We start from the raw sequence: 15054 nt of genomic DNA, 5'->3' as shown, positions 1-15054 counted from the left end.
CTATTTTACCGAGATATAAAAGCACTTAATTACAAGGCATTTATCCTGATACCTTTTTTACTTTTATAAATCAGATATAGTTGATATCCATTAATTATTACTATAAGGCCATCGAGAACGGCAACTGGATATGCTCGTATTGTTAATGCATATAGTGTTATTATTGTGGCGCCTATCATATTTAGTAGCCTTAACCGTAAAATACTCTTACAGATAAATGATAGCGCAACGACTACCGTCCCTATGTAACCAAACACATCAAGAAACGACATTATCTACGCTCCCAAAAATTTGAAAAGCCCAAATAAAGCTTTTGCTCTATGAGAAACTTTATTTTTAACTTCATTATCTAATTCTGCTGCTGTGCATCTAAAACCATTTGGGATGAACATAGGGTCATAGCCAAAGCCGGAATTTCCTCTTAAATCGGTTGTGATCACCCCATCCCAAATTGCTTCAAATTTGAAATAAGATGCTACATCTGGTTTATAAATAAGTAAACAACGGTATCGCGCCGGGGTAGAAGAAACAGAATTCGATGTCATAAATTCACAAAGTTTATTCCTGTTTTCCCCATCGTTAGCAGAAATACCAGCGAATCGCGCAGAATAAACACCCGGGATATTGTTAAAATCAATGAGTTCAAGACCCGAATCATCAGAAAGCACGGGGCTATGGTAGAAAGCATAAACGGTTTCAGCTTTTATCAATGCATTGTCTAGATAATTATCGCCAGTCTCATGAATATCACCGATATCATTAGCGATAGGTTTGATCTCAAAATTAACACTTGCACAAGCGAGTTTTGCAATAGATGAGAACTCCTTCAACTTCCCACTATTCTGAGTTGCCAATATAATACGCATATTCTTATCCATTTAACCGTCCGAATGTAGACTCACGTTCTAAAAGCTGAATAATTTCATCACGTTTGAATTCACATAGCTCGCATACATACTCATTAACCGGAAATTTTACTGGCCCTTCGTCAGTTTCATCGAACTGTTTTCTTTTATTTAATGCCTTTTCTTTAACCTTTTCATAATCATCACAATATTGATCGATCCAATATGTTCCTAAACGAGTATGATTTATTTCATCACTGACAATAGACGTATAAATTTCTGTTACATCACTATCATTGCAAGTCAATACTTGCATAATAGCGGCATCGATACCTATCCATTCACCCATTTTCTGGTGGATATAAAGACGTGTAGGGAGATCTTCCCCTCTCGCCATCTGCCAAAATCTAAAATGAGAATTTAATGCAGGCCCACCTCCTCCGTGTTTTTCATACTCCTCTCGTAATATAATTGCATGATAAACTTCGTCTTCTATTTGCCGACTGAGATCATGAATAAATGGAGTATTAGACCAGTCAAATTCAAAGTCATTAAGAATCGCACAACAACACTCTACGGTTGGAACTTCCAGATTAATATAATTAGAATACATCATTCGCATTTTTTTCGTTACGGAATGCGAAATCTCACCTTCATGTTCTCGAACCGGTAAAGATGGAGAAATAAAACATTCATGATGAATATTAACAAATTCAGTTGAATCATCGTTTTGGATATTTATTTCAGAAAGAAGCGTGTTTGTCATGGTGAGTATTTTTTCTATAATCAAGGCTGAATTATTCAATCGCTCATTGATTCTTTTATATCTAACCTCATTGTGTAAGGAAGAAGAAAACTCAAGATTGTTTTTAATTCTCAACAATTCTTTATTGAGTGCAACAATCATTGATTCCTTCATCTTATATAATGAAGAACTCTTCTTTCCTCCATCATCTTCTTTTGGAGAGGTAATGCCTCTTTTTTTATGAAAAACACTTCTTTCCAAAGCAATACTATACAATTCATACAATGAATATCCAATCCAGGATGATATTTTTGCAATTTGTAGTTTCAACAGAATATCAGGTTCACAAGGTACCCAACTACTGGTGGTTTTCTGTAAACGGATTAAATCATCAATACTTTCAATTGCTATTTGTTGTTTATTTACATAATGTTTATTAATCCCTCGGTCAAATGTATCAGAGACTTCATTTAAAATTGTTGGGATATATTCAGTCCGACAGTAAAATGTCGCTTTCGGGTAGTCAGACATAGCACCGACGAAAACAGAAAGCCGAGCATTATCCAACATAGCAAAATCATTTTCATCATTCCCAAAAACAATCGCCTCTTCAAAACTCACACCCAGTTTAGACAAAGATAAGTACTTATTCTCCACTTGAGGTGTAATATCAAAAATGTTTTCATTCCTATGATGATGAATATTAAAATTAAAATCTTCGTTATGGAAGAATGTGTTTATTTTTTCTCTTGAGCATCCATCCAAAACTAATATTTTAGTGATACCACTATCAAAAATATATTCTTCACTCGTTTCATTCTCTGATAGTGATCTTATATATGAATGGAAGTCATGGCTTATGTCTGATACTGAAAATTTCCAGTTGCCATCCAAGACATAAGGGATCTTATTTGCCTTGAGGAAACTAACTATTCTCTTTGCTTTTTCATCGGCAAAAGTATGTGAAAAGACAAACGCGTTTTTCTCCCATGCCATACCTCCATTACATCCAACCATCAGGCAATTTCGGAGATTTTCTGGTATCAGCGGCAACATATCCCTGATTGGCCTTGCAGAAGCGAATATCACAGTATACTTATCAGCTAATGATGAAATTTTGTTAGCAATAACATCATGTATAACTTTGCCGTTTGTAACTATAGTCCCATCTAAATCAAAGATATAAGTTCTCACGCGTACCTTTCTCTTCTCGTTATATATTAGAATACATAACGTATTTTAACATGAGGTTCACAAATACGAAAGGGGATAAATTGCCTCTGATTTAACTTGGTGAAATGCCCGTTCTACCGTTTTACTACGGTAAGTCGCATAACGTGGTACAAGCTTCATCAGCGTTGATCTGATATTACGCTATTCGATCTTTCTAATACGGTTCAAGCGACGGCCAATGAACAGCGGCTGAGCTGCCAGGGCAAAATACTGCTACGCGGTTAATGGCTTTCCCTGACACGAAAAAAAACGCTTGCCGATAAACGACAAGCGTTAAATAAAATCAGGTCTATAAGACAATTTGTGGTGCCTCACTCAACGTCATGTCCGAAAAGTCCAATGAAGATATCCTTCATATGGTGTTGGACGATAAGCACCGTAAACGGCTCTGCGTCATTCCCAGGTTTATGAAGCCGGAGCAAACATAGAAGGTGGAATGAGCATCTACGCGTTAAGTTAAGCACATATTATGCCAAAATATCAAACAAGAGTCGAACGAAAGGAGTAACCTTGAATTATCGGTTGATAAGTAAAGAATTTTTTATTACTTCACTATTTACTGTTCAACCTACCCACCTTAGGAATGAACGGGAGATCACCCGATATGTCGCAGATACAAGACACTTTAATTCAAAAATAAATTATTTATTATATTTCAATGAATTATCCGTCTCCTTTTTGAGACGCGTGAACAGTAAGTTGTCGCCAGAAAACTACACCCAGCGGTTCTTACACACCGCTTGTGGTATCATTTTTCTACTATTCTGACGGTCAGAATCTCCACCAACACGCGCCCTGGCTTGACGTTACAGTGGCCGGCTTCATATCGCATAACCTGGCTCAAGGTCTATACTTAACACAGTAATGATTAGTCACCAGGAGAAATAAGAATATATGGGGCTGACGGCAATTCGGCGCGCCCAGTTTTAACGCATTGAAAAATATTATAAAGGAGGAACGGGAACATGACTGACGACATGCCAGTTAGCCCACTACATCAAGATAATTACGCTTTTTTCTTTGATTTGGATGGTACCCTGGCGGAGATAAAACCCACACCAGAGCAGGTTGTCATTCCCTCTTCGGTTCTCCACACGCTACATGCCCTCGCTGAATACAGTAATGGTGCTCTGGCCCTGGTATCAGGCCGCGCTGTGTCAGAACTGGATAATCTGCTTGCACCTCTGACGTTACCGCTGGCAGGAGTGCACGGTGCAGAGCGACGTGACAGTCTGGGCCAGGTACATCGGATTACCCTACCAACAGGAATGCTACAGGCCCTAAAGGAGCGACTCACTATAGCGATGTCCGTTTTCCCTGGCAGTAAGCTGGAAAGCAAAGGTATCGCGTTTGCATTGCACTATCGCCAGGTTCCTGAATACCAACAGGACATTCTGATACTGGCGGAATCTCTCTGCCACGCCTATCCGCAACTGATGTTGCAACCTGGGAAATGCGTGGTGGAACTCAAGCCACATGGGGTAGATAAAGGTACGGCCATTGGTGCCTTCATGCAGGAACACCCTTTTTCTGGCCGTATCCCGGTATTTATTGGCGATGATCTGACAGATGAAGCCGGTTTTCACCAGGTCAACACGCTGAACGGTCTATCCATCAAAGTAGGACCGGGAGAAACTGCAGCGCATTTTCGGCTCAATAATGTTGCAGCAGTACACCAGTGGCTCAAACAACAACAACACCGATGCACAAGCAATATCGGTAAGGAGAAAGGATTATGAGCCGTTTAGTCATCGTATCTAATCGGATTGCTATCCCTGATGGCAAGAAAAAAAGCGCTGGCGGCCTTGCCGTCGGTATTCTGGACGCACTGAGCAGTAGTGGTGGTATATGGTTCGGATGGAATGGCGAGATCAGTGATGAAGAAAAACCGCCGCAAGTGCAGAAAAAAGAAGGCATCACATTTGCTTCATTTAGTCTGAGTCAGCAGGACTATGATCAGTATTATTGTCAGTTCTCAAATGCAGTGCTGTGGCCCGCTTTTCACTATCGTCTCGATCTGGTTTCTTATGACCGTAACGCATGGGAAGGTTATCGCCGTGTCAACGATATGATGGCCAAGTATTTGAATACCTGGGTGAAAGACGATGATATGTTGTGGATTCACGACTATCACCTGTTGCCGTTTGGTGCAGCTTGCCGTGATTTGGGTATGAAGAACCAGATCGGTTTTTTCCTGCATATCCCTTTCCCAACGCCAGAAATTTTTAACGCGTTGCCACCGCATGAGGAATTGTTGGAAAAACTCTGTGATTTCGATCTGCTGGGATTCCAGACAGAAAATGACCGTCAGGCATTTATTGAATGTCTATCGGTGCTGACCCGCGTGCAAGCGCTCAGCGCAAACACCTACACTGCATTTGGCAAAGTATTCACTACCGGGGTTTATCCTATCGGTATTGAAACGGAAAGTATCCGCAAAATGGCTGAAGGTCCACTTCCTGCCAGATTGGAGGAGGCCAAACGCGACCTGCGCCATATGAAAAATATTATCGCGGTAGAACGACTGGATTACTCCAAAGGCCTACCGGAACGTTTTCTGGCTTTTGAGGCGCTACTGGAAAATTATCCACAGCATCACGGCAACATCCGCTACACCCAGATAGCCCCGACGTCCCGGGGAGAAGTGCAGGCTTATCAAGATATTCGCCACCTGTTGGAAACAGAAGCTGGCAGGATTAATGGCCGATACGGGACGATGGGCTGGACACCACTTTATTACCTCAATCAGCATTTTGACCGTCGGCTACTGATAAAAACATTCCGTCAAACTGACGTCGGATTGGTAACACCATTGCGGGATGGGATGAATCTGGTAGCGAAAGAGTATGTAGCCGCCCAGGATCCTGCGAATCCCGGCGTACTGGTGTTGTCGAAATTTGCCGGCGCAGCCAATGAACTGACGTCAGCATTGATCGTTAATCCTTACGATAAGAATGAGGTCGCCGATGCATTGAACCGGGCATTAACCATGTCGCTGGCGGAGCGAATATCACGTCACAGCGAGATGATGTCTGTCCTGGAGCAAAACGATATTCAGCACTGGCGCACATCATTTATTGCCGACCTACAGGCCACAGATCGTTGTCACGAACGGTATAACCTGACACAGGATATTGCCACTTTACCGCGACAAGCCTGATAGCAAGTGCGCGAAAATAAGAACCCGCATTGGAGGTATCTTTGCGGGTTTTTTATTTCAGTAATACCGTTTCAGTGGCAAAATAGAACAGTAATGGCGTCAGCGACAGCCCATCAATCATCTCACCTGATGTAATTAACGCCATAATTTCTCCCGCAGAAAACCACCGGGCCTCGATCACTTCATCCTGTTCATCATTCAGCCCGACAAATGTCACGTCACGACACAAAAAAATGACAAATTGCTGATCACTACAACCATATGTCGGGTAGTAACGTATCAACTGAACAGCTGAAGAGGCTGAATAACCCGTTTCTTCCAACAATTCTCGTCTGGCGGCGGCGACATCAGTTTCCCCTTTATCCACGCCACCGGAGGGAATTCCCCAGACCACTTTGCCCGTCAGATAACGATATTGATGGATAAGCAAAATCCGTTCATTCTTCACCGCCAAAATACCAACGGCTGGCCGTTCATGATGAACCGAAAAAAAGGTTTTCGTTACCGACTCCTGCGTAAGATCTACCTTTTGTACGGAAAACCATGGATTCGAATGAACGGTTTGTGCCTCCCCCCATGCTTCGGTAGCAGGAATATTTTTCACGTTACATCCTCTTTGTGACGATTAACGATTGAGTATTTCGACCTGATAACGTTCATCGCAAAACTCAATCCTGAGCTGTCTAAAATCAGGTAAGATTCCCCAGACACGTTCCAATTTACAGTCGGCATCGCCAATAATAGCCAATGAGGCGCCACTGGCTATTGCCGCTTTCATACCGGCTTCCGCATCCTCAAAAACAAGAATATCTTTTATATTCAACCCCATTTTCATCGCACCCAGGAGATAGCCTTGCGGATCCGGTTTCCCTATTTTGACATCTTCAGCGGATATCAGCAGCGGAGGTAACGGCAAGCCCGCAGCCAATAACCGGTTAATAGCCAGTTGACGGCTGGCTGACGTAACTACCGCCCAATGTGAGGGCTGAATGGACTGTAGGACATCAACGGCACCGGGCACAGCGGTAATGCCCACCGTCATTATCGTCTCTCTGTATTCGATCTCATGGGTGATCTTCTGCGACAGCCTTGAGGCCCCCAAAAAATGAGTTACTGTCTCCTCGGTGCGTCGGCCATGAGCAAAGGCAATGACATCGCCATAATTTAGCGCATGCTCCAATGAAAACGTCCTCCAGGTTTGCTCAACCACAGCGGTGGAATCCACGAGCGTGCCATCCATGTCAAATAAAAAGCCAGAAAAAACATTTCCCATATTGTTATACCTTTATCAATTGTAAATGTTCTTTTAACCAGGAAATATCGTTCTGAATAGCTACATTACCTGCCTGCCGATAGTCATTCTCGGAAAAATAATAAAATCGCTTTCGCAGAATATGAGGGGTCCGAAATAATTTATGAATATAGTAAAGAAAATCGTTATCCAGCTCGGAAAAGGAGACTCCGGTGGGAGATTTAATATGTATATCGTTATATAATGCCGGGAACAACTCGACAAAATAGACATAGGGATCAATCCCCATCAGAAAAAGATTTGCAGGATCAAAAAGTAATGAAAAATTCTTCCGATTCACCAGCGACAACAACAGTTTCGAATCATCAACTATCAACGTATTTTCTGACGCAATAACAAACTGGGGCCCAGCTGCATCACAGCACCATTGTAAAAACCCAGCAGTATTTATTATATCGATTTCGTTTTCTATCAGACTTTTTCTAAAAGAAGGGATAAACAGAGAATGAATGCCTAACTGTTCAGCCACATCCAATGCTCGAAAAAAAAGCGTCTTACACTCATATGAAGATGACTTTATTCCTATGTCGTTATAGGTATTAATTGCCAGTGAACTGACTGTAACATTGGAAACCTCAGCATATTCCCTGATTTTGAATAAATCCAGGCTATCCAGTTCCAGCCCCCGACCTGGGCCACCGAAATCAATTTCCAGCACATCTGTTGATAACTTATTACACAGTGTCAGTGCATTGAGTAAGTCACCGGGTAAACGCCAACTCACTAGCCCGATATCATTCACAATGCACTCCTTATACTCTGAGAAGGCGGGGAATGGCGATCATCCACAAGACACCAATTACCATGCCGTTTTACCATCACCGTCTGCCCATGTAGATCAGCATTTCTCTGAATAACCAGTGAACAGATAAAAGCTTTAAAATCCTCCGGTTGCATATAACCCGAATAATCAAAGTCCGCCGGTCGTCGGCTCCGAATCCCTGGGGAATCCACCATTCCTTCCGGCAAGGCTTGAGCAATTATTACCTGCTCAGCTGGAATTTCAGCAGCAATGGATCCCAATAATCCCATCGCCGCCGCTTTACATGCCGTATAGCCTGCACGCCCAGGGCCGGCATTAAAAGCCACCTCAGATGAGATACCCAGAAATATGCCTCTCCTGCGGATTAATCCCGGTAAAAAAGCCGACAACGTCAGCCACAGGCCATCGATCATAATCGCGGATTGTTCCTGCCAGAGGGGCCACTCCGTTGCCATAAAGCCACAGCGCCTGATACCATAGAATGCGGCAGAAAAACAGACAAAATCCATATCATTAACAGCAATATCCGCCAATATTTTTTTACTCTCTACCGTATTTTTTAAGTCACACGGATGCCACTGAAAATGATATTGCTCATGCCCCACCGGTTCACTTCGACTTAGAATATGTACTTCATATCCTTGTTCCGAGAGTGCTTCTGCCACACCATGCCCGACGCCAGTCGAGCCACCGACAACCAATGCACATTTTTTACTTTTCTCCACCATATAGGGCTCCTTTAATCCATGAGTAACGCTGCTTTCAGAACGTATTTACCGTGGATAATCCGCTCATTACCGTGAATCATTTGATTCAGGAACACGCAGAAATCATTCAAACAGAATCGGTGGGTAATCATTTTCGCAAGTGAGTTATAATGTAATTTAAGGAGATCAATAGATTCCAAAAACTCCTGATTAGTAACGCCTCGTTGCCCGGTAAGAAAAATATTTCTATTGGTGTTTATGCCAACAAGATAGCGATCAATCGACTCATATCTCTGATCCTCAACTGGAATCGAAATATTCCCCGCCCGAATCGACGAAAATAATGATGCTGGATAATTTAATATAGATTTATTTTCATCAATACCACCAATAACATTAATCACAGATTCCGAACCAATGGTTCGGAGCACCATATCCAATACATTATTAGTTGCATTTCGAGGTGTAACAATAAATACAGCATTGCCAGACATATGCAATTGTTCCGTTACCTCTGGCTGTTGATATAGGCTATGTGTAATATCAGCAACAATGTCCTTTCCGCTATCGGAACGACTATTCCAGGTGTGATGTACCAACAAGACGGGAATACTACCGCCATAAAAAATTCTTAATAATATTCCCAGCAAATTACCAATAATTCCGCCACCAAAAATGACAAAAGATCGAGGTGAAAAAATATTGATACTTTTTATAGCATGAAGTGCAACCGCAATAGGTTCGATCAGCGCGGCACTTTCATTTGGTAATGAATAATCAACCGGAATAACAACACCATCATTTATAGCGAAAGGAGGAATACATAAATACTGCTGAAATAATCCAGAAACATTATGACCTAACAAGAAGTTACTGTTCAGTTTATCTGTCGGATTAATTAACACACGCTGACCACGCTTAAAAAAACAGTCTCCCCATCGATAATCTTGTACAACACGAGCAATACCTTCATGCCCCAAAATGGAACTGCTTTCCTGCCGAATGCCGCGCAGAATTTGCAGATCCGTTCCACATAATCCGGCCGCATCCACCTTTAGCCACAATCCACGCTCAGGAGCCAGTGTCATTTCCTCATTGAAAATGTGACACAAAGAACCATCAAAAAAGATAATCTGATTCTCCATTGGTATCACCCTTTGTGTGGAATATTATTTTTCATCCAGCTATTTTCGTTAAATTGACTGGCAGCGAGCCCCGCCCCCCATAATCCATTAGCGGTATCTGGCGGACAGATATGTATATGTTGCGCTAACCAAGCAGGCGAAAGTCTGGTCGTCAGATACGGACCAGATGACATCATTCGTTTCAATAAAACCGAACGGACGAACTGTGGCAGGTTATCAATGATTCCGCCGGATAATCCCACCACATCAATCGTAGGCTCGAGCGTTAAGGCCGTTGAAATAAGATCGGCCAAAGGCCGCATCGCTGTACTTAATACCCGTAAAGCGAAAATATCACCAGCATTCAAAGCCGCCTTAAAATTCTCCTCGAAATGCTCAATAACTGCGGGAGGATAATGATATTCCTCCTCATAAAGGCGCTCATAAACACGCTGTATACCCCGACCAGAGGAGTAGGCAGCAAGGTGCCCCACTTCACCACAGTCACACATTAATGGGAGAGACGCATCCAGAAACGGCAAATGGCCGATTTCCCCCTGTAACCCAGCCACATCAAAGTCGATTTTAAACGGTTGCGTTGTGAACGTTCGGCAGGCAATACCACTACTTACCGTTATCAGCATAACTTTTCGGGGGGATTGGCAAACCGGTTGGCTGGCAAAATGAATAGCCATTGCCGTGACATCATTCATGAGCAACCATAGAACATCCGGCCGTGCTGCATGTAATTCATCCAATAGCCGAAAATTTACTTCGCAGGCTCCCCATAACGGAGCCGCTCCATAAACAACACCAGAATGGTGATTCATCGCCGCCCCTAGACTGATACCGACCCGATTTCCCGATGATCTGGGCAATTTGCTGAGAATAGCCTCAAGGAGCCGGTTTTTCAGGCTGCAAATACTGTCATCAGGATAGGTTATAAAACTTGGCGAAGGCTCCCTGACAATATCAGTAATAGTGCCATCATTCTGCCATTGCCCACACCTGAGGTAAGTTCCCCCAATATCAAAGACAATGATTTTCTCTTCCTTCCTTTCACTCATTTTCCCACCTAATAGCAAAAGTATGGTTAATACATCAATCATCATTGACAACAAATATAGGTTGCCGTAAATATCGACCAATTAATTATTAAATGATTTAATATAATTAAGTGCGCGGATAATTTCTTGCCGAGAAATATCATTACAGAATACCGCACTACCAATTGCATTAATCAATGGCACACGTTGTAAGCCATCACGATGTTTTATCGTGTCATTTAATGCCTCAGCCAGTAAATCGACGGTAAAAATTTCATGATAAACCGGAAGATTACAACTCTGAATAAACCTAACGACCCGATCAGCTGTAGTCTTGTAAATTAACCCTCGTACATAAGAGAGACCAGCACAAAGCGCCATATCAACAGCAACCGCTTCACCATGTAACAGGGGAGGATTAGATAACAATTCAAGAGAAGGGCTGAATGTATGACCGTAGTCGACAATCCTTTCCAGATTATCTTCCCACAGGTTGGGTTCCAGCTCCTCCAGCATGCCATCTATTGCGCGCTCTACTGCTTCACGATGGCGGGGTGAATGGGAAGCAAACCCCGCAGGCGTGAGTTCATCCACGATATCTTCGAGAAGCGTAAATAAATGCACGTCTTTTACTAATGCCATTTTAATTATTTCAGATACTCCGTTAGTAATATGGCGCTGGGATACCGTCCCGAGAAATGTAGGATCAATCAACGACGCGACAGGTGAATAATATGTTCCCAGTCTATTTTTGTGATCTTGATAATTAATTCCAGTCTTTATACCTATACCGGCATCTATTTGCCCCATCAATGTTGTGGGAATACGAATATAAGGTACACCACGGCGATACAAGTTAGCGGTGAAACCAACGACATCCATAACCACACCACCACCGATTGCAATAATTTTCTCTGAGCGCCGTAACAGGCCAGAATCTGCTATTTCTCTTGCCACCTGAAGTACATGTTCAATGTTTTTGGAATCTTCATCACCCTCCAATTCCACCAAGGAAGAATCAATTTTATAATAATCCAGATATCCCTTAATGTTTTCACCATGGATCCTGCTGACTTCCTTGTCAATAAATACAAGCACTCGAATTCCATGACTATTATTATTCTTACAGAGGTTATAAAGTTTGGGGTTTTCTGTAGAAAATAGTGCAGGAACAACTTCCACAGAATAATTAACAGGAAGTGAAGAGGCAATAGTCCAACTAGCTGGATCGATACTTTCGTCTCTTTCAACAAAAAGCGATGCATTTTTCATAACGGTATCCTTTGTGTTAGCAGATAGATAATTTACTCAGAAATAATCTGATGACATAAGAACCACACAAATAAATAAGCGCCCCCGAAATGCTGAATAAAAAGGAGTTCTATTTTTGTATAAAATCTCTAATTATGTTCACTAATAGATCAGGACATTCATGCACAGCCAAGTGGCCACTGGGGATTTCCGTATAAGTTGCCGATGGTATCAATTCAGCCAATGCAACTGCGTGTTGAACGGGAACAAGATGATCATGAGTACACCCAATAACCAAGGTGGGCTTAATTATCTTTCCAACATTGCTAATGATGTCTACATTCAGATCCAGTTCAACCTGTCTGGCCATTCCTTCCCATTGATTCTCGCTAACAATCAGATTGATATTCTCCTGAATTTCTTCATCACTCATAGAAGAAATAAATTCCGGACTGAATCCGGTTAAGAGAATGATTTTCGCCAATGCTGCCCTGTCAGTCTTGATAAGATCTCTCCATAGCTCAAACTCTAGTTTTATCCGGCTATCCTTGCTGGAAGAAAAACCGGCAAGTAAAATAGCAGAGCGTACCCGTTCCGGATACTCCGCCGCAATATAAGCAGCAACAGAAGCACCAAGAGAAAAGCCGACAATATCAAATGAATCAACCTGTGCCGCTTGTGCTGCAGCAACAACTTGTGCCGCAATGTATTCAATCGTTAATTGTGCCGTATCATCCTGTGTTTTCCCAGAACCAGCGTAATCAGGGCAAACTACTGTTCGTATATCGGTAAAACGCTCAATGAGATGGCCCCAATTTGTTTCATGATCAGCACCTGTCCCATGCACCAATACCAGTCCAGGTCCTTTTCCTGAAACATGAAAACTTACCTGTGCGCCAGAAATATTTACCTGTTGCATTTATCCCTCCTTATATCAATGTCAATTGGTATATTTACATTATAAAGTTTGACAACACTGTAAAGGTCAAGTAATTATTTAATATAAAAATCACGATCTCTTGTTTCATATAAATTAATTATATATGACAGCAACTAAATTTATCCTTGTGATATTCAGATAGTTGACTAATACTCATAGATGAAAATGCTATTTCTGATTATAAGCTGCTTTGGATTGTGACAGCTTTTTACAAACGGCTATTTCATCGGAATGGAGGTGGATGGAAATGAAAATAAAAGACATTTCGACAAAAACTGGCGTTAGTGCCAGAATGATCAGGTATTATGAAGAACAAGGACTTCTGAAACCAAATCGGACTACATCCGGATATCGAAGTTTCTCTTCTTGTGATCTGAATATAATAAGAAATATACAATCCTTACAGGAAGCAGGATTAACGCTGGATTCTATCCGTATATTAATGCCTTGCATCATTAATGAGCACGTAACCTTCTCCCCTTGTCCAAAAATTATTTCGACACTAAAAGAACACAAAGCAAAAATACAGGCTGATTTGCAAAAAAATTCACATGCTCTATTTTTACTAGAGAAGTATCTTTCTGAAACAGAAAAAAGTCCGGATGAAAGCCAGATAAGAGAACCTTTCAGGATTAACAACCATTAATTAATATCACTCAGAATCAGACTCCAGAAATAATTATGGTTTTTATACCATAATTATTTCTCAGTGTTATTTAACCAGATTAACAGCCACATCTGGCATGAAACTTGCCCTTCGGATAATATCCCTGGCAGGTTTTTCTATATACTTATAACTACATGCCGCCAGGATTATTGTTATTGATATAAATACAATCAATGAAATGACTGTAGCAGTCACCTCCAGAAAACCATAGCGTTGCAATTGATGTATTAATATCAGCATAAAATAATTTAGCTGATTATGTATCAGATAGATACTGAATGATAATACGCCAAGATAGTAAATAGGTGCTGAACCTAATACGCGTGACACCAGATTGTTTTCACGACAAATAGAAATAATTAAAAGTGGAAAAAATAAGAGTGTGATAATATCTGCATTCTTAATAGCCATTGAAACAATGATGGTAGACAAAACCACAATAGATAACCATTTTTTATCAATCAACACATTGACCTTTGGAAGTTTCGCTACTCTAAACGTAACTATACCGATAGTAAATCCCGCCAATGCTCTGACCACAGGATAAATAGTTCCATAATGCCAAATATCCATGAGTCCCGCGCGTTTAGGCTCATCAATAAGGGCCGGTAATACCGTCAGAATAGGGAAAAAGCCAAAGGAAATTATCATCACCGCAATAGATATAGTCCAGGATTTTTTCAGACATAAAAAAGCCAGTATAGGAAACAGCAGACTGATGATCCATTCCGCACTGACTGACCATCCTGGTGTATCAAGGCTTGGAATGCCAACGATTGTCTGTAACATGGTAAAATTTACTACCACTGAAACTGGAATTTCTGGTCCTGGCCAGCGATCCATCCACCCAGTAGAAATTAATATTGCTGCTGTCAATGTCATCACGGCATACAGTGGGTAAATACGAGCAAATCGCCTGACAATATAATTTACTATACTCTTTCCATCCATAGAATCTGAAAACCAATGGCCATATGTCATTGCAATAACGAATCCTGAAAGGATAAAAAACAGATCTACCATTAAATAACCATGACCAAAAAAATTTTCTACTCCTCCTGTTAATAAGTGGCTTAAATTAAAGTGATAACACATGACGAATATAGCAGCGACACCCCGCAACCCTGTAAGGGAGCGAATTTCTCTATTATTCATAATGAAACCCCTATTATTAACAGACTATTCATATTCCGTATTTAAACATAAAAATAGAATAGTTATTGCTATGATAATATATACCTGGTAGATGTCGAGTTACACG

General features: G+C 41.4%; 15 protein-coding genes. 3 read left to right on the top strand and 12 right to left on the bottom strand.

The window, feature by feature from the left end; all coding sequences use genetic code 11:
* Nucleotides 1-29: 29 nt before the first annotated feature.
* The 3 genes from CWC46_RS23575 to CWC46_RS22780 are packed head-to-tail and all read right to left on the bottom strand — an operon-like array spanning nt 30 to nt 2784.
* Nucleotides 30-272 carry a YgjV family protein gene (locus tag CWC46_RS23575; RefSeq protein WP_021013488.1) on the bottom strand — a complete coding sequence of 81 codons (243 nt, stop codon included), beginning with the start codon at nt 270-272 and terminating at the stop codon, nt 30-32.
* 3 nt (nt 273-275) lie between these two features.
* On the bottom strand, nt 276-878 hold the full coding sequence (rdgB, locus tag CWC46_RS04000) for an RdgB/HAM1 family non-canonical purine NTP pyrophosphatase (RefSeq protein WP_021013489.1): 603 nt from the start codon (nt 876-878) through the stop codon (nt 276-278).
* On the bottom strand, nt 871-2784 hold the full coding sequence (locus CWC46_RS22780; protein WP_021013490.1) for an HAD-IIB family hydrolase: 1914 nt from the start codon (nt 2782-2784) through the stop codon (nt 871-873). The genes rdgB and CWC46_RS22780 overlap by 8 nt, the downstream gene beginning before the upstream one ends.
* Before the next feature lie 1004 nt (nt 2785-3788).
* Between CWC46_RS22780 and otsB the strand changes: the two genes are divergently transcribed.
* Together otsB and otsA are read left to right on the top strand one after the other, a co-directional pair.
* Nucleotides 3789-4562 (top strand): trehalose-phosphatase, encoded by a 774-nt coding sequence (otsB, locus tag CWC46_RS03990; RefSeq protein WP_021013491.1) that lies wholly within the window; start codon nt 3789-3791, stop codon nt 4560-4562.
* Nucleotides 4559-5983 (top strand): alpha,alpha-trehalose-phosphate synthase, encoded by a 1425-nt coding sequence (gene otsA / locus CWC46_RS03985; RefSeq protein ID WP_021013492.1) that lies wholly within the window; start codon nt 4559-4561, stop codon nt 5981-5983. Before otsB ends, otsA begins: the two co-directional genes overlap by 4 nt.
* 52 nt (nt 5984-6035) lie before the next feature.
* Here otsA and CWC46_RS03980 read toward each other — a convergent pair whose 3' ends face one another.
* From CWC46_RS03980 to CWC46_RS03945, 8 genes are all read right to left on the bottom strand, one after another.
* Complete coding sequence (locus CWC46_RS03980) at nt 6036-6587, bottom strand: NUDIX domain-containing protein (RefSeq protein ID WP_021013493.1); 552 nt, start codon at nt 6585-6587, stop codon at nt 6036-6038.
* A 21-nt stretch (nt 6588-6608) separates the two neighbouring features.
* Complete coding sequence (locus tag CWC46_RS03975; protein ID WP_021013494.1) at nt 6609-7256, bottom strand: HAD-IA family hydrolase; 648 nt, start codon at nt 7254-7256, stop codon at nt 6609-6611.
* Nucleotides 7257-7260: 4 nt separating this feature from the next.
* Nucleotides 7261-8037: a sugar phosphate isomerase/epimerase family protein gene (locus tag CWC46_RS03970; protein WP_021013495.1), complete on the bottom strand. Its 777-nt coding sequence runs from the start codon at nt 8035-8037 to the stop codon at nt 7261-7263.
* Nucleotides 8034-8786, bottom strand: a complete 753-nt coding sequence (locus CWC46_RS03965) for an SDR family NAD(P)-dependent oxidoreductase (RefSeq protein WP_021013496.1) — start codon at nt 8784-8786, stop codon at nt 8034-8036. Before CWC46_RS03965 ends, CWC46_RS03970 begins: the two co-directional genes overlap by 4 nt.
* Before the next feature lie 11 nt (nt 8787-8797).
* A complete protein-coding gene (locus CWC46_RS03960; RefSeq protein WP_021013497.1) occupies nt 8798-9910 on the bottom strand; it encodes an alcohol dehydrogenase catalytic domain-containing protein in 1113 nt (370 codons plus the stop codon).
* Between the two features lie 5 nt (nt 9911-9915).
* Entirely contained in the window at nt 9916-10956 is a 1041-nt protein-coding gene (locus tag CWC46_RS03955) for an ROK family protein (RefSeq protein ID WP_021013498.1), read from the bottom strand.
* 81 nt (nt 10957-11037) lie between these two features.
* Nucleotides 11038-12207, bottom strand: a complete 1170-nt coding sequence (locus tag CWC46_RS03950; protein WP_021013499.1) for a sedoheptulose 7-phosphate cyclase — start codon at nt 12205-12207, stop codon at nt 11038-11040.
* A 109-nt stretch (nt 12208-12316) separates the two neighbouring features.
* A complete protein-coding gene (locus tag CWC46_RS03945; RefSeq protein ID WP_021013500.1) occupies nt 12317-13105 on the bottom strand; it encodes an alpha/beta fold hydrolase in 789 nt (262 codons plus the stop codon).
* A 268-nt stretch (nt 13106-13373) separates the two neighbouring features.
* Here CWC46_RS03945 and CWC46_RS03940 point away from each other — a divergent pair, with 268 nt between their 5' ends.
* Nucleotides 13374-13772 carry a MerR family transcriptional regulator gene (locus CWC46_RS03940; protein WP_021013501.1) on the top strand — a complete coding sequence of 133 codons (399 nt, stop codon included), beginning with the start codon at nt 13374-13376 and terminating at the stop codon, nt 13770-13772.
* Between the two features lie 66 nt (nt 13773-13838).
* Here the strand turns inward: CWC46_RS03940 and CWC46_RS03935 are convergent, their stop codons facing one another.
* Nucleotides 13839-14948, bottom strand: a complete 1110-nt coding sequence (locus tag CWC46_RS03935) for an acyltransferase family protein (RefSeq protein WP_021013502.1) — start codon at nt 14946-14948, stop codon at nt 13839-13841.
* Nucleotides 14949-15054: the final 106 nt, after the last annotated feature.

It is taken from the genome of Prodigiosinella confusarubida (assembly GCF_002847015.1).
GTDB classification, from domain to species: Bacteria; Pseudomonadota; Gammaproteobacteria; order Enterobacterales; family Enterobacteriaceae; genus Prodigiosinella; species Prodigiosinella aquatilis.
Note: the sequence above shows the minus strand (reverse complement) of the source record. Positions and strands in the feature narration are given on the sequence as shown.

Bases quoted from the DNA above. Each gene is read 5' to 3' on its own strand.
- CWC46_RS23575 (WP_021013488.1), bottom strand. From the start codon at position 272: ATGTCGTTTCTTGATGTGTTTGGTTACATAGGGACGGTAGTCGTTGCG.
- rdgB (WP_021013489.1), bottom strand. From the start codon at position 878: ATGGATAAGAATATGCGTATTATATTGGCAACTCAGAATAGTGGGAAG.
- otsB (WP_021013491.1), top strand. From the start codon at position 3,789: ATGACTGACGACATGCCAGTTAGCCCACTACATCAAGATAATTACGCT.
- otsA (WP_021013492.1), top strand. From the start codon at position 4,559: ATGAGCCGTTTAGTCATCGTATCTAATCGGATTGCTATCCCTGATGGC.
- CWC46_RS03975 (WP_021013494.1), bottom strand. From the start codon at position 7,256: ATGGGAAATGTTTTTTCTGGCTTTTTATTTGACATGGATGGCACGCTC.
- CWC46_RS03965 (WP_021013496.1), bottom strand. From the start codon at position 8,786: ATGGTGGAGAAAAGTAAAAAATGTGCATTGGTTGTCGGTGGCTCGACT.
- CWC46_RS03960 (WP_021013497.1), bottom strand. From the start codon at position 9,910: ATGGAGAATCAGATTATCTTTTTTGATGGTTCTTTGTGTCACATTTTC.
- CWC46_RS03955 (WP_021013498.1), bottom strand. From the start codon at position 10,956: ATGAGTGAAAGGAAGGAAGAGAAAATCATTGTCTTTGATATTGGGGGA.
- CWC46_RS03950 (WP_021013499.1), bottom strand. From the start codon at position 12,207: ATGAAAAATGCATCGCTTTTTGTTGAAAGAGACGAAAGTATCGATCCA.
- CWC46_RS03945 (WP_021013500.1), bottom strand. From the start codon at position 13,105: ATGCAACAGGTAAATATTTCTGGCGCACAGGTAAGTTTTCATGTTTCA.
- CWC46_RS03940 (WP_021013501.1), top strand. From the start codon at position 13,374: ATGAAAATAAAAGACATTTCGACAAAAACTGGCGTTAGTGCCAGAATG.
- CWC46_RS03935 (WP_021013502.1), bottom strand. From the start codon at position 14,948: ATGAATAATAGAGAAATTCGCTCCCTTACAGGGTTGCGGGGTGTCGCT.